Origin of the sequence: Chitinophaga cymbidii (assembly GCF_007992715.1) — a bacterium.
Lineage (GTDB): Bacteria > Bacteroidota > Bacteroidia > Chitinophagales > Chitinophagaceae > Chitinophaga > Chitinophaga cymbidii.
In genome coordinates, this window is record NZ_BKAU01000002.1 from 708,154 (window position 1) to 723,567 (window position 15,414).

Here is a 15,414-nt window from a genome sequence, read left to right on the forward strand (position 1 = left end):
GATTAATTCTACTGCATAAAAGTAAGAATTGTAAAAGGCTACTTACGTATTAGGACTTTTTATACCTTTGCAGCCTAAAGCAACCCTGCATTCATGCTGAATAACAAAAAGGTAGTCGTGGTACTGCCCGCCTACAACGCTGCATTAACACTTGAAAAGACCTTCCTGGAGATACCTATGGACATTGTGGACGAGGTGGTGCTGGTAGATGACGCCAGTAAAGACGAAACGGTGGAAGTTGGCCGCAAGCTCGGCATCCGCCACATTATCCGGCATGATGCCAACAAAGGGTACGGCGGCAACCAGAAATCCTGCTATAACAAGGCGCTGGAGCTGGGAGCGGACATTGTGATCATGGTGCATCCCGACTACCAATACACGCCGAAGCTCATCCTGGCGATGAGCAGCATCATTGCGAACGACGTGTATCCGGCCGTGTTCGGTTCCCGCATCCTGGGGAAGGGGGCGCTGAAAGGAGGGATGCCCAAGTATAAATATGTTTTTAACAGGTTTCTGACCCTGACGCAGAATATCCTCATCGGCCAGAAGCTGAGTGAATACCATACCGGTTACCGGGCGTTTTCGGCGGAGATCCTGCGGGATATCAACTATATGGCTAACAGCGACGATTTTATTTTTGACAATGAAATGGTGTCGCAGGTATTCATGAAGGGGTATGATATTGCGGAAGTGACCTGTCCCACTAAATATTTCGAAGAAGCCTCCAGCATCAACTTCAAACGCAGCAGCATTTACGGGCTTGGTGTGCTGAGGGTGTCCCTGCAGCACCGCCTGCATAAATGGGGGCTGATCAAGGCAAAAATTTACTGATCGTGAGTTTACAGCACCAGGCAGCATTGGCAAAGAAATTTCTCCGTTACTACTTCACGGCCGGCAACCGCCATGACGTGCATTCCCCTTTTGTGTACTCGCTGCTGGACGAGGTGCTGAACGATAAAGCCTTCAAACCCGCCTACGCCCCCGTTGAAGCGCTCCGGAAGAAGCTGCTGCAAAGCAGCGAGGTGATCGAAGTCACCGACCTCGGCGCCGGCTCGCTGACGGGCGCTACCAATACCCGCCGCGTGCGGGACATCACACGGCACGCCGCCAAACCCCAGAAGTTCGGCCAGCTGTTCTACCGCCTGGTGCAATATTTCCAGGCCGGCACAGTGCTGGAACTTGGTACGTCGATGGGTTTGTCCACCGCCTACATGGCCTCCGCGGGGGCTACCGTACATACGATTGAAGGTTGCCCCAACATCGCCGCCCGCGCTTCTGAGAATTTTGCTTCGCTGGGCTTGCGGAATGTGCATCAGTATGTCGGGAATTTTGATACGGAATTGTCGAAAGTCTTGTCCGCTATTCCTACGCCGGATATTGTTTATATAGATGGCAATCACCGGGAGGAACCTACGGTGCGGTATTATCTCGAATGTTTGCGGAAGGTGAGCCCTTCCACTTTGCTGATCTTTGATGATGTGCACTGGACGGAGGGGATGGAGCGGGCCTGGGAGGAGATTAAGGGGAATCCTGCTACTACTTTGTCGGTTGATCTGTTTTTTATCGGCTTGGTTTTTTTGCGGGAGGAGTTTAGGGTGAAGCAGGAGTTTGTGTTGAGGTTTTAGATAAATTAAATTAAACGTATATATTTGCGTGGATGAAATCATCAGTTTGTCCCCTGATGATATTTTTAGTAGGATAACCGAATATACCGTACCTGTGAGTGTTTGAGAACCTGGAATCCTTCTGTTTTCATTTATTATCCTTGCTGATTTGCTTGTATACTCGCAAGCTGCATCGTATAACAACGTATGAAAATGACTATAAACCTTGACCTGGTGAATGAAGATGATGCTGAAAGGTTAATGGAGTCATATAATGCCCTGGATCACAAACATATCGAGATTGTAGACGACGATGTTGTCAGTAATCATCTGGCAGGAGTTTTTAATGAACAATCTGTTTTTGACGGGCGGTGTAATGTGAGGTTTGTGAACATTTTCCGGTTTGAGCTGGTGGACAGGGATTTCTATTTGATCCATGTTGAAATTGATGCAGGTTACAAGTTCTCGCCAAAATATGGTCAGCGGGATATGGGAGTGGAATATCAAATTTGGGGATATGCACGGTGTAAAGTTTCGTTTGGTAAAACATTAGTCCGGCCTTTGACATCTGTGGACAAACTTGTAGACAGATTTTTTTCTGTACGTATGAAGCTAAAAACGTCTGCGATTTTTACATCAAAGTATTATTTGAGCTCCAATCAAAGGAAGCATGTAGAGAGCAGGTTTAGAGAACCTTTTCTGGATGCTGTTGGAAGGATGGATGATGTGGTTCTTGTATTTGCGGGGAATGATCTTATTGTTGGAGTGCCCGCAATAATTAACGCTCATAATACAAAAGGGCTTCACAGGATGTTGATGGCAGCAGATTTTATAGAAAAGGCACTGAAAAATTAAATCATATGCAACGTTTGCGACACCGCTGAACTAATTATAGAAAACCGCACCCGCGGCATCAACGGTTTTTTCTACAACAAAGGCAACGGCCGCACAGAATTCCGGCGCCTCCGCCTGGAAAGCATCGGTGGAAGCTTATTGAAGGCAAACTAAATTGCTATGTTAAAAAAAGATATAACCAAGAGGTGGGAGATTGAGCATAACATGAGAATCGTTATTGAAGAAGTTATGCAATTATTCCAGAGTGGTGGTGAGTTACAGCGAAAGATTTCCTCTTTTGGTTTAATTGAAGGTAAAGCAGACTTTAGAGGGATTAATGCAAAAGGGAAGAGAATTAACAAGTGCTTGTTTGAGAATGTTGATTTTTCTTTCTCATCTTTTAAATCTACATGGGTTGAAAACTCAAAATTTGATACTTGCCGCTTCTATAAAGTTGATTTTTCTGATTTTTCAGATCATGGGAATATGTTTAAAGAATGCGTCTTTATTGATTGTAAGTTTAATAAAGCGGGAATCGGTTACAATGGTTCCTCATTCAGTAACTGCTTTTTTGAAATGTGTAACTATTCGAAGGCCATATTTATCAGGACTGAATATGTGGCTTCTTTTTTTAAAGATTGTAGGATTAAGAACATAGATTTCAACGCATCTTCTTTTGAAGATTGTATTTTTGAAGGTCTACTTGATGATGTTTGGTTTAGAGGTGGGTTTTCCCTAAAATCTGATTACGAATATTATGGATTACCAAAGGTAAATGAAATGAAGAATGTTTCATTTGAGAAAGCTGAACTTAAAGACGTAACGTTTAGTAATAATTGCGATTTATCTACGGTCAGAATCGATAGCGACGGCCAATACTATAAATATAACAATTGGAAAATGAGACTTGAATTCTTGAATTTGAGAATGAGTATGTTGAAAGAAGGAGAGAAAAAGGAAGTCTTATTTTTTGTGAACACGCATTTGGTTCACGCTAAAGATCAAGATTGGTATATTATCAATATAGACGACTTGGAAAGAGATTATGGAAAGAATGTTGCTTCAGAAATTATAAATGGACTCAATAATTTTCAATAGCATGATGCTGTAAATTCAGGTGGTAAACCAAGTAAAGTTTAAACAGTTTAAGTTAAGCTGCACGAAGTAGAAGATTGGTGCAGATTGTTGCCGTTATGGGTTTAATGAGAAGAATAATGATAGCGAGATGAAGTGTGAGTGGAATCAGCAAGGCTATGGGATGAAGATATATGACTCGAGGTTGGAGGATTTTTGAGTGTGCCCCAATTGACCAAAGACTATCCATTTTTATATCTCATATCAATTTGGGAGTGGTATAGGCAATTGATATTAATAATAACGCACCTTATTCATAACAACTAATTATTTAATCAACACAATTATCACATTTAAACACACCTACCTTAAACCTATGAAAGTATTAATCTTCCTTTGCCTGCTGATATGCATGCAGTCCCCGCTCTTTGCTCAATTCAAACCAATTGCGGAAAGTACTGAATTTGAAGAGCCGGATGAAGGTTTTACCCGGGTGCTGCAATTGAAGAATGGCTGTACCATGTTTTTTCACGTAACGATCAAAAGCGGGATCAGCGTGCGGCTCTTCGATGAAAAATACAAAGGGAAGCCTGTCAGAAATATTCAGCCGTCTTTCGGTAAACTGAAGAAAGCGCGGGTCGATGGTATCTTTGAAATCAATGGAGATGCCACTTTGCTTGTAAGTGAGCTGGAAGGGAAATCCCCCGTTTTATACCGCTTGATCATTGACGGGGCAACCGGAAAGCTCAAAAAGGAGGAAAAGCTCGCGGAGCTGGAGAAACTGGGCTTCATGAGAAAGCGCGTTACGTTAACAAGCAATTGGGGGGTGCCGGATTTTAAAGTGGCAAAGGACCCGCATAGCGATAACTATGCTGTATTTATTTACCGGGCGTCTGAATCTGCGTCGAAAAGAATGGAGGTCATACATTATGGAGCAGATCATAGCGAGCTTAGCAGGGCGTATTTTTCAATACTGAACGACAAATACAAACACCTGACTTTTTTTGATATGGCCGTGTTGGGCAGCGATAAGGTGATTGTTCTCGCCAGTGTTAACGACGAAGGGAAATATGTTTTTGCAAGCCTGGAAAAAGGGCGATATATTTTTAGCATCGAGGAATTGAACATACCTGTTAACCGTGACCCTGTCAGCGGCATACTTAAATATAACCAGGTCACGAAGAAAATGATGGCGTTGGTTTACCAGAAAACTACAGAGAAAAGAACTAATAAGTATTACACAAGTCTCACTGCCGTTGATCTCAATTCTTATAAAATGGACGATGTTGTAAAAATACAGGCAGCAACGATTGACCAGAAGAGTAAGGAGATCTTCGGGAAGAAAAATGACTTTGAAGGCATTCCGCAAAATATATGCATCAACGCGGACGGATCATGCTCCGTCATGTTGGAGCAAATCGAGTACATTGAAACACGTTCCTCCTCAGGTTCTGTTCGCTTGCATTCCATGCTGGGCAATGTCGGGGTCATTCATTTTGATCAACGGGGGAAACAACTGAGCAGCTATCTTATACCGAAACGCCAGTATATCCCCGGTTCCTGGCTGCCATCATTTTATGTTGCGTCACGGGGAACGGCAGGCCAGGAACTGTTTTGGGCGGATCAATATAAATCATTCGGTTACATCAGCGCACCGGATAGAAATTACCTCCTGCTGAATGATATTGATGAGAACGGAAAACATTTGAAAAAAGGAAAAGTGACAACGATCAGGACAGTTACATCCTGCGACTTGTTCGGTTATCCGCTTGAAGGAAGCGAAGTGGTACCTTCCCGTAAAATGGTGTTTGGGGAAGCTGGAAAGAAAAATGATCATGATCTGGGGGTGATATTAGGTGCTGATTATCTAACCTCGCTAAACAGATACGCGGCGCTTAAATTGGAGATCAGGGGGCGCCGGAAAAGGGTAAAAGTTGTGTGGCTTCAGCCGTCATAGGTTGCATAGGGACATAGTAGCTTACCTCGTACTGATCGCAGGTGACAACGAGTCAGATAAGAATAGCTTAACGAAGAGTGTCACGACATCTTGCAGGTAAACTTGGAAGATATTGATTCTTTTGTTTCTAAGTTTTTATCGAGGAAGCGCCGCTATTGCAAATATTTCACCAGGATTTCTTTTAATTCCGGATCACTTGGGCGAGGGGAATCTACATCTATAATCTTCCCCTGCTTGTCAAAAAGCATGAATCGCGGAATACCACTTATTTTATAGTCCCGTTTAATTTGCGCTTTTGCGCCCGCGAAAAGCTGTACACCGCCCAATTGCTTGTCCACGATAAACTTCTCCCAAACTTTTTTATCCTTTGGGTCGTCAACGGAAATACTTACAAATACCACATCCTGACCGTGAAACTCCTGTTCCAACTGCTTCAACGAAGGAATTTCCTTCACACAAGGCCCACACCATGTCGCCCAAATATCCACCAGCACTACCTTGCCTTTGAAATCCGCCAATGAAACCTGTTTGCCTTTTACGTCCGGATAGGTAAAATTGATCGCTGCAGCACCTGTCTTGTAAATATTGATCTTTGATTCGATCGCCGCCAAAGTCGACTGCTGATCCTCCCGGACAAAATATTTGCCGTATTGGGCAGCAATTTCCGCAAACCGGGCATACGATTTTGCCGTGGCAGCATAAGCCAGGGCGTAGTCCCCTTTCAAACGATCGTTTGGAATAGACATTACACGGCTCCCAAAATCATTATCCAGACCTTTATTCTTAAACGCCACCAGGTGGCCGAGCATTTTTAAACCATAAGGAAACCGAAGCAGGACTTCGTCTTGAAGGAATTGATCCGCATCAAAGTTCGTGACATAGGGGGAATAGTCCTCTTCGCGAGGCTTGGACGCCGTCGGATACAGCAATAAGGTCAGCGCATAATACCCGAGGTCATAATCTACCGTATGCTTCATTAACGCGTCGAATTCCACATTACCTGTCTGATGGAGGTTGCTCCAGTTTCGGGCCTTTTCCACCGTTTCCTCGAGGATGGGAAAAAATCCGGCGAAAGACCTCGGACCGCGATCGAAGTAAACGGTTTTACGCTCGAGCTTCCAGGCTGTTTTATACCATTGCTCCAATACCTGGTTTTCCTTGTTGTTCCTCCCCACAAGCATGTACCCTGCGTTTGTCAACTCCAGGTTGATCTGATCATCACCTTTGACATACACTTTAAACTTATCCTGCGTTCCATTATTAACACTTCCAACACCCACCAGGTAATACCCCTTGTAAAGCGGCTTGAATGTAAAGCTGAAAGCTCCGTTGGCAGCCGGCGTCACCACCGCCACCTCCGTCATCTGACCTTGCGTTACGCTGAATAATTTTACAGGTTCCCGCCTGGTTCTTTTTGAAATACCATTAATCATCGTTACCTGGGCACTGACCGTTAGAACGGAACAAATAATAATAGCAAGGAATGAAAAGTATCTTATCATGATGCCGATTTAGTTAATAATTCCTCCAGGTAAATTTTCAATATCGGGTTAGAAGGGCGCTTGCAGGAATTATAATCTATGATCTTGCCTGCTTTGTCCAGGATCACGAAGCGTGGAACCCCTCCCATTCCAATTCTGTCGAAGAAAGTGTCCTTTTTCCCGATCATAATGAGTTGTTCGCCATTCATGTTACGTTTCTGCATGAATTTCTTCCATAGTTCCGTGCTATTATCGCAGGACACGGAAAGGAACACAATATCCCGTCCTTTCAATTCATGTTCCAATTCCTTCAGGTAGGGCATTTCCGCAATGCATGGTTTGCAACCGGTATTCCAGATGTCGACATAGATCAGCTTGCCGCGATAATCCTTGATCGATACCGTTTCTCCTTTCACATTCTGAAAGGTATATTGGCTCATATCCGTTCCCGGCAATGCGTTCCTGAAAAAGGCCTTCCAGCGAACTATTTTGGGCTTCAGCGCATTGATCTTCGCAAGGTTGCTTTTATCCTTAATGAATGGCAATGCTTCCCTGATTTCCGCCTGAATAGATACGAGGTCCCCGTTCGATACGGAATAGCTAAGGGCGGCGGTCATAAATGCTTCCTTCAATTGCTGGTTTTCAATTGCGCTGCCAAAATCTGCGACCCAGGTTTCCGCTCTGCGGACCTTCAGCTCGCCTGCTTTCATTTTGGCATACATTAATTCCGTGATGGTTTGCAGCCAGTTGGGATACACCATGATCTCAGGGACTAAACGGATATTCAAACCGGTAAAAGCCGCTTCCTGTATCCCGGGATCCGCCCCATGTATTTTGGCCTCCACCAGCGGACCAAAAACCTTATTCAGATAAGCTCCTTGCGCATTCCCCTTCAACAGCGCCTTGTGGCGGACCAATTCGGGATTGGCCATTCCTTCGATGGCAGCCACCTGTTCCGTATACGATTTCCCGCTGATGTCGTGCAAAAACTGGTTGAGCACGCTTCCCTTGCCGGTAAAAGCAACCTGCTCTTTATTCATTTCCAGGACAAGCTGATCCCCTGGCCGGAGGTATATTTCCAACATAAACAGCCTGTCTTCCTCACTGGTCAACACATAAAATCCGGCGGTAGCCAGGTTCATGTCAAGCTGAAACTGTCCATCGGTTCCCAGAGAATCTATTACCTGGAACCCGTGGATGGATTCGCGCCTGTTTAATTGAATCTGTTCAACATCGAATCCTCGTATGTTTCCCTTAACGGTTGTGGGGATGCCACCTCCGGCAAAGGCCTGGCTGACAAACAACAGCGTGTAAACAATGACGAGCAATGGTTTGCATATTTGTTTCATGTATTTTCCTGATTTTTCATGAGATGGCGGTTCACGCAGCCTGATTAGCCTGTTCAATTTCAGCGATGACCCTGGGTGTTCCTGAAAACTTTGATGTTACGAATAGCAAATAGCGAACATCGACACATATCACCCGGTGAAGGTCTTTCTCGTAATTAAACTCCCGGGTCATGGATTCCCAGTTGCAGTCGAATACTAATCCAATGATCTCGCCTTGCGCATTCAGCATCGGGCTCCCCGAATTGCCGCCCGTAACATCACCATTGGTGATAAAACAAACCGGCATTGTTCCGTTCACACCGTATTTCCCATAATCCTTTTGCTTCCAGTACCGGGCTAAATCCCCGTTTAACAGGTAATCCCTATTCACCGTATCCGCTTTCGCCACCAGGTGGTCCAGTGTGGTTTGACAGGGCACGGCTTTCCCGCCGATCACCAGGTCCGACACGGTTCCATAGGAAAGGCGGATCGTCCTGTCGGCATCCGGATAGTACCTGCCGGCCTTAAACTCGCAAACGCTGTTATAGTAAGCTGTCGTGAGCGCGGAAATTCTGCGCGCGTTGGACTCTGCCAACCGGTACGTTTCCCTTTGCTTTTTCTCAATGGATTCCATCAGCTCCACCAGGGGATCGTTGGTTACGGAGCCCGACGTACTTTTAAACCAATCCCGGATTTTCACTGAATCCGCAAAAAACGACGTTTTGAACACCTCTTCCACATAGTGATCGATCTGCTCGTTGGACTGCAGATGTTTTACTGCAAATATTTCCGGCTGCAGGTCCGCCGGCAGGCTGTCCCTGATTATTTTCAACATGGCCTTTGTAATCTGCCGTTCAACAGCCATATCCATTTTCCTGTAATACAGTTGTGTGTTAACCACCAGGTTCCTGTTGCTCTCAGGGTATTTTTTCCGGTTGGCATTATAGTTATAAAACCCCGCGCCAAACGCCGTAAGGAATTGGGCAATATCACTGGATGTTGAGAAACATTCCGTATAATACGCATGCGCCCTTTTTAACCGGTCATTGGCCTCCGTTAGTGCTTTCAGCTCCTGCAAAGTATTTGCATACATGGCTTTTCTTGTCTCGTCCTCCATTGCCCAGCGCCACCAGTCATCCTGGAAAGCCTCTTTTTTATCGAGGATATGCAACTTGTCTACCCAGAAATTCATCCCCACAGCATTCTTGTAATAGTTGGCAGAGGTTGCATACTTTTCGGCGTACAGCAGCTTCAAGGCCTGGCTCTTCTCCATTCCCTTTTCTAAAATCGCCTGCGTAGCCGCGCGTACGGCAATCATCGGCGGGTTCAGCACCTGCGTCTTTTGCCGGATCTGGTAAGAAGTAGCATAGCGCTCCGACTGCGCCGGGTATCCCATCGACATGGCAAAATCGCCCTTTTCATATCCGCCGGTTGAAATGTGCAGGTAGTTTTTTACCTGCAAGGGAACATTGCTTCTGGAATAGGGAGCAGGCCTCCCATTTTTGTCTGCATAGACCCTGAAATATGCGAAATCCGCACTTTGCCGGGGCCACATCCAGTTATCGGTTTCTCCGCCAAATTTCGCTACGTTCCTGGGAGGGACGCCTACTAACCGGACGTCCCTGTATTGCAGCTGCAGGAAAAGCACAAACAACGTGTTGTTCCTGTAAGGTTTGATGAGGATATGATAACCGGGATGCTGCCGCTCATATTTACCGGCGACCGCAGCCACGGCCTTTTTTACACTATTAGCGTCAACTGCGTCCCGCAACTGCGCCTTCACTTCGGCCGTTACGTCCACGATCTTTTTATTGATGGTAATCGCCAGACCGCTCACGGCAAGCTCATCACTTGGTCTGGCGGCCCAATACCCATTACCTGTGATATCGTTAGACAGGGATAAATACTGCTGAATGGCGCCATAAGAGCAGTGATAATTCGTCAGTACCAATCCCGATCCTGAAATGAACGAGCCGGTACATCCGGACCCAAAAGCGACTACCGCTTCGCTCAGCGCGCCTTCACTTTCACCGGTCAGCTTTTCGACCGGGATTTTCAGCCCCATTGCTTTCAACTCTTCTGCATTGTACTGTTTCAACAGCGCCAGCAGCCACATGCCTTCGTCCGCCCGCAACCGGCCGGCAAAAGACAATATCAGTACGCCAAGCAGTGACCAGCGCACAATGGTTTTCCTGTACATGTTCAATTTTAATCTCTGTTTTGGTGTGGAGGTGGGTTACAATTTGGATTCCTGGCTGAATATGGAGGTCAGCAGCGCTTCGAGTGCTTCCCCTCTTACGCCTTCCGCGATAATTTTCCCTTTGGGATCAATGATCCAGATGGCGGGAATCCCGTCGATCCCGTATAATTTAGCCACCGGTGATTTCAGGCCTCCCACCAGGTCCGACGCATTTTTCCACGTCATGCCATCCTTGGCGATCGCTTCCCTCCAGAGCGCAATTTCATGGTCCAGTGAAAAAGAGATCACTTCAAGGCCGCGCGAGCGGTACTTTTCATATAATTGTTTTGTGTGCGGATTTTCGGCGCGACAGGGAACGCACCAGGAAGCCCAGAAATCCAGCATCACATATTTTCCGCGGAAGGAAGACAATGCGATTTTAGATTTTCCATCTGGCTGCAGCACGTTAAAGTCGGGAGCGATTGCGCCCGGGGCCACTTTCCGCAGTATATCCGCGCGTTTTTTCATTTGCAGATAGTAGGGGTGCCTGGAAAAATGGGGAGCAAACACGTTCAGCACGCTATCGATCCGGCTGTGTTTCATCATCATCAGCGGCATTTTGGCCACGTACAATGCAACGATGGACCCCGGGTAATTATTGGCCAAAGAATCCGCGTACGCTTTACTTTCCGATTGAAGCCGGTTGAATATAGCGGCCTTTTCTTCCTGACTGTACTTGTCTCCGCTCATGTTCATGTCATTGCTGACGATAGTCTGTCTGCGGGTAAAATGCTGATAGTCGTTCCAACGGTCGTTCTCCGGCGTTCCGCTTACTTCAGCCATGTACATTTTTTTGATGTCGCCGGCAACTTTCACCTGTCCTTTCTCCGCCACGAAAATAAAGGACCCTCTCATCCCCTCAATCCGAAAATCATACAATTGGTTGCACACCGCTTCCGGAAGCGTGAACTGGAATGCGCCATCGGCCTTAATGACCGCCTGTTTGATGCGCACGTCCGCCCCATGGTCTCCTCCGTTGCGCTGCACAATGATCCTGGATTCCTTGCTAATACCATCAATTTTACCTTTAACCACGCAATAGGGCTGCTCGGCCGCCATTCCCGGCACAACCGCCAGGGAAAGGCCTGCAATGGCCACCATACACTTTACTCGGATATTCTTCATGCTTGAGCTTATTTTTTTAGTTGGATTTATAATTCATTCCTGCTATTCTGCCAAAACCGGTATACTCCTTTATTGCTCCGAAAACACCGCTCACCTCGTTCACATCGATCTGCAGCAATGTTCCCGCGCCTGTAGCGGGATTGTAAAGCGCCACATAAAGGATTTTTCCATCATAATTATGGTTATTCACCTCCAATAACTTCATGCCTGTAATCACATGGCCGGGATACGATGCCGCCAGGTCGTACCTTAGCGTGGAGGAGCGGTCGCCCGCATAGTTGTTCTGATAAATTTTATTATCGGTAGCGTAGTACATGACATTGGCCTTATCTCCGAAAGCGAAGAATTTCGCTGCATTGAGCCCGGTAGCCGCGCTGATATCGATACGGTCTACGCCCCTGTTTCCATCGTCATACTCATCGAACCTGCATACAAACAACTCGCGGGAATCAGGGTTGGCTTCATCCTGCATGACGCAAAACCATCTCCCCTCAAACCCGTGTTCCGCGTAAACCATCTCTTTCCCCACATTTCTCATGTCAAATTTAGCCGTCGCGCCCGGCGCGTTAAATTGCTTTACATTTCGTTCGTAGTTGATATACAGGAAGCGCTGATTCTTCTTGTCATAAAACACCCCGTAGTAGGCCCAATTGAAAATCGTAGCCATAAAAGGCGCGGCTTTGTAATCTTCGCCAAAACATTTAATGCCAAACTTGCTATAGACATCCGGTGAAGGTTGCGGAATAAAATAAACATCACCCTTATTAACGAGCAGTTCATTGTAACCCCATTTTTCAAATGTCTGAAACCCGATATCGGCCGCCGAAAGCGGGTTGATGAACATGTCGGCGTAACTATATTTGATCCGCAGGTCATTCCCGCTCACCCGGTATCCTCCCTGGCCGGTTGCCGTGAATACACCAATCCAGTTGTGGCTCAGTGCTACGACATTCGCGCCCTGGCCCGGTATTTTTTCACCGTTGGTTTCTGAAAACACGTTGGCTTGCACGTAATCCGTGTTATCGGGCAATACACTGCCCAGTAATTTATTATTCACGACAATGCTGATATCGCTTTCGGTATTATTCCCGTGCATGACCATCCATCCCGGTGATGCATAAGAGCCGATCGTAAACGGCATTTTAACCATTTGCGTAATGCCGCCGTTTGCCATATCCTTCACATACAATGCCAGCACATAACTCCCGGGAGCGTCCACCACCTTATAAGACAGCTTCTTTGCATGGCCCAGCAACTTGTTAAAGAAAGCCCCTGTTGCCGGGTCCGGCGTATAGCTCTGCTGCACCAACCGCCACTCATATTCCAGGTTCACGGGAGCGCCCGGAGCGCTTATGGCATCCACCTCCACGCTTTCATTCTGCTTGACATAGAAAGTATTCGGCATTGCCGCTGTATCCACAAAGCGGGTGCTTAAGTCTTTATAATCGTAATTGCCTTCATCCTTGACGCAGCCGGACAAACACAATCCAGCTACAGCCAGAACTGCCATACAGTAGTTATATCTTTTCATTACTATTATCTATTTAATCAACCATTACTGCCTATACCTGTAAATACCGGGAACCCGACACTTCCGAGCTCATCTTTAAGGGCTTCATTTCCGGGAGTGGAGTTATATTCCAGCAACGCCTCCCGCACTACCGCATTATAATAACCCAGCAGCACGAGGTCCATCGGGTCAGGAAGTTCGGTTATATTGCAGGCCTTCAGGATGAAAGCATACCGGGTTTCCGTAAATTCGCCAAAGGCATTCCGGTAATTGGACTTGTCCCAGATATCCGGTTTCATAAATTTATCGCCCCAGATAAATACGGCTTTCCGATACCGTTCATAGCCTGCTTTGAAATGCTGGTTCTCGGCCACCTCTATTTCCAGCCTTACCGATCTGTCCTTTAAACCCTCCCTGTAAATCAGGATGGGAATACGTACGGAAAAAGCATTTGCCGGCAGTATCCTGCTTTCGAATTTATAATGCGTGCCCTCCACCGCCGTTGTTCCGGCGGCATTTATCCCGATTCCTATTTCCCTGTCCACGGGAGCCGCATTGCCCATGATGTTGGCATTGAACCAGAGCGTATCGTGGTCCCCGACATTCGGATGGGCGGGAAACGAATAGATGATAGAATCGCGCAGCGCGGTACTGCCAGTCCCCGGGATCTGGAAAAACAACCGTGCGTCATTCTCGTAAGCGGGAATGTCTTTTTTCGCACATGCGCCAAATGCGATCATGAAGAAAAGAAGCGCTCCGTATATTTCGATTATTGCCTTCATTTTTAATCGTATTAAAGTTTAGCAATCTCTATTTATTTCTATTTACCGAATTCAATCTCGGTTTCAGGCATCGGGAATACGAGCTGTTCATCCGTCAGGCTGATATAATGCGTCGGGAAATACTCCATCTTCGTTCTCTTGCAGTATCCGAACATTTGTCCCTCGCCCTGGAATTCCTTCCTGTATTCTTTCAATATCTCTTCCCTGACCTGCCCATCTGTCAGCGAGCCGGAAAGCGGCGTGGTTATTCCCCTGTGAGATCTTACCTCATTAAGCAACGCTACGGCCTTGTTGTTGTCTGTTCCAACATAGCATTCCGCAGCGATATAGTTCATTTCCGAACGTCTCACAAGCGGGATCATGGAAGCGTACGCTACATTATAGTTATCAGGTTGAAAGAATTTGTATAGGATATAATCCCAGCCGGACAACCTTGAAGTGAAGATCAACCGGTAGTCGTTTGCGCCGATCGTGCTTTTTTCAAACATTTCCTCATAATAGTAAGACCCTCTAAACAGCAGGTCCGTGGGAGTAGCCGCAAAAAACCACCTGTTGGTTATCGGTTTCAGGTCAAAAACGTTCAGCGCGAAAAGATTTTCGGTGGAAAAAGTAAAGTCTTTGTCCCTGTCTGAAGAGCTGGAAATATGAGCGGTCTGTATCCACGGGAAATATTGTTCTCCCGCCTGCATTACCTCTGTTGCGTACGCCAGCGCGTTGACCTTATCATTCTTCCAAAGACATGCTCTTGCTGCAATGGCTTTTACCGCAAAGTAGTTCAGGCGCTGATGGCGGTTGTTTAAAAACTCGTCGGCCGTCGACTTCTTGGCGCCTGTTCTTATCGGGTCCGCCTCCAGGTTGGCAGCCGCATCTTCCAGGTCTTTCAGGACAAGGGCCATTACCTGCTCGCCGGTAGATCTTGCCACCACATCATTGGAAAGGCGATTGACATAAGGAATGGCTGTTTTGGTCAGATCCGCGGATGCAAAACAACGCAACAGGTCAAAATGGGCAAAGGCCCGCAGCGCCAGCGCTTCCCCTTTAATGATCCGGTAATTATTTCCCGTAAATATGCCTTTATTGTTATCGATATTATCAAGGATATTATTCACATTTGCCAGCAGATTATACATGCCATTCCAGATACCGTCTATCTGGGCGCGCACCGCCGCATCAGTGGTATATTTGAACTGGGACACATTGCCGTAAGTGGAATTGTTATACGTATCGTACTGCTGGGCCACGGCCTCCATAAAGCCGAAAGTCAATTCGCGGCCGTATAATGACTGTGACTTCATCAACGTATAACAACCAATCAATGCATCCTTATATCCCTGCTCGGTTTGCAACAGTACATCAGATTTGATCTTGGTACGGGGCTGCACATCCAGCCATTTTTTACATGAACCGGCAAACAGCATCGCCATGATGGCGGTTAAGCCTATAATCCATCTATTTCTCATTTCTTATTGATTTAAAATGT

The 15,414-nt window shown here is 46.4% G+C and carries 12 protein-coding genes; 5 read left to right on the forward strand and 7 right to left on the reverse strand.

Going from position 1 to position 15,414, the window contains the following annotated elements; translation table 11 throughout:
* The first annotated feature begins 93 nt into the window (after positions 1 to 93).
* The 5 genes from CCY01nite_RS14095 to CCY01nite_RS14115 all read left to right on the forward strand — a co-directional run bounded on the left by CCY01nite_RS14095 (position 94) and on the right by CCY01nite_RS14115 (position 5,469).
* Positions 94 to 831, forward strand: a complete 738-nt coding sequence (locus CCY01nite_RS14095) for a glycosyltransferase family 2 protein (RefSeq protein WP_146862710.1) — start codon at positions 94 to 96, stop codon at positions 829 to 831.
* A gap of 2 nt (positions 832 to 833) precedes the next feature.
* Complete coding sequence (locus CCY01nite_RS14100) at positions 834 to 1,625, forward strand: O-methyltransferase (RefSeq protein ID WP_246129937.1); 792 nt, start codon at positions 834 to 836, stop codon at positions 1,623 to 1,625.
* Between the two features lie 186 nt (positions 1,626 to 1,811).
* Positions 1,812 to 2,459, forward strand: coding sequence for a hypothetical protein (locus CCY01nite_RS14105; RefSeq protein ID WP_186831048.1), 648 nt, complete (start codon positions 1,812 to 1,814; stop codon positions 2,457 to 2,459).
* Positions 2,460 to 2,618: 159 nt separating this feature from the next.
* Positions 2,619 to 3,536: a pentapeptide repeat-containing protein gene (locus CCY01nite_RS14110; RefSeq protein WP_146862720.1), complete on the forward strand. Its 918-nt coding sequence runs from the start codon at positions 2,619 to 2,621 to the stop codon at positions 3,534 to 3,536.
* Between the two features lie 352 nt (positions 3,537 to 3,888).
* Positions 3,889 to 5,469: a hypothetical protein gene (locus CCY01nite_RS14115; RefSeq protein ID WP_146862723.1), complete on the forward strand. Its 1,581-nt coding sequence runs from the start codon at positions 3,889 to 3,891 to the stop codon at positions 5,467 to 5,469.
* A 152-nt stretch (positions 5,470 to 5,621) separates the two neighbouring features.
* On the opposite strand, the gene CCY01nite_RS14120 is transcribed toward CCY01nite_RS14115, so the two are convergent.
* The 7 genes from CCY01nite_RS14120 to CCY01nite_RS14150 are packed head-to-tail and all read right to left on the reverse strand — an operon-like array spanning position 5,622 to position 15,394.
* Complete coding sequence (locus tag CCY01nite_RS14120; protein WP_146862726.1) at positions 5,622 to 6,971, reverse strand: TlpA disulfide reductase family protein; 1,350 nt, start codon at positions 6,969 to 6,971, stop codon at positions 5,622 to 5,624.
* Entirely contained in the window at positions 6,968 to 8,299 is a 1,332-nt protein-coding gene (locus CCY01nite_RS14125; RefSeq protein ID WP_146862729.1) for a TlpA family protein disulfide reductase, read from the reverse strand. Before CCY01nite_RS14125 ends, CCY01nite_RS14120 begins: the two co-directional genes overlap by 4 nt.
* Positions 8,300 to 8,330: 31 nt before the next feature.
* Entirely contained in the window at positions 8,331 to 10,478 is a 2,148-nt protein-coding gene (locus CCY01nite_RS14130; protein ID WP_146862732.1) for a S46 family peptidase, read from the reverse strand.
* 36 nt (positions 10,479 to 10,514) lie between these two features.
* Positions 10,515 to 11,642: a TlpA disulfide reductase family protein gene (locus CCY01nite_RS14135; protein ID WP_146862735.1), complete on the reverse strand. Its 1,128-nt coding sequence runs from the start codon at positions 11,640 to 11,642 to the stop codon at positions 10,515 to 10,517.
* A gap of 16 nt (positions 11,643 to 11,658) precedes the next feature.
* Positions 11,659 to 13,152, reverse strand: a complete 1,494-nt coding sequence (locus CCY01nite_RS14140) for a PKD-like family lipoprotein (RefSeq protein WP_186831049.1) — start codon at positions 13,150 to 13,152, stop codon at positions 11,659 to 11,661.
* Positions 13,153 to 13,190: 38 nt separating this feature from the next.
* Positions 13,191 to 13,934 (reverse strand): DUF4843 domain-containing protein, encoded by a 744-nt coding sequence (locus CCY01nite_RS14145; RefSeq protein ID WP_146862741.1) that lies wholly within the window; start codon positions 13,932 to 13,934, stop codon positions 13,191 to 13,193.
* A 38-nt stretch (positions 13,935 to 13,972) separates the two neighbouring features.
* Positions 13,973 to 15,394 carry a RagB/SusD family nutrient uptake outer membrane protein gene (locus CCY01nite_RS14150; protein ID WP_146862744.1) on the reverse strand — a complete coding sequence of 474 codons (1,422 nt, stop codon included), beginning with the start codon at positions 15,392 to 15,394 and terminating at the stop codon, positions 13,973 to 13,975.
* Positions 15,395 to 15,414: the final 20 nt, after the last annotated feature.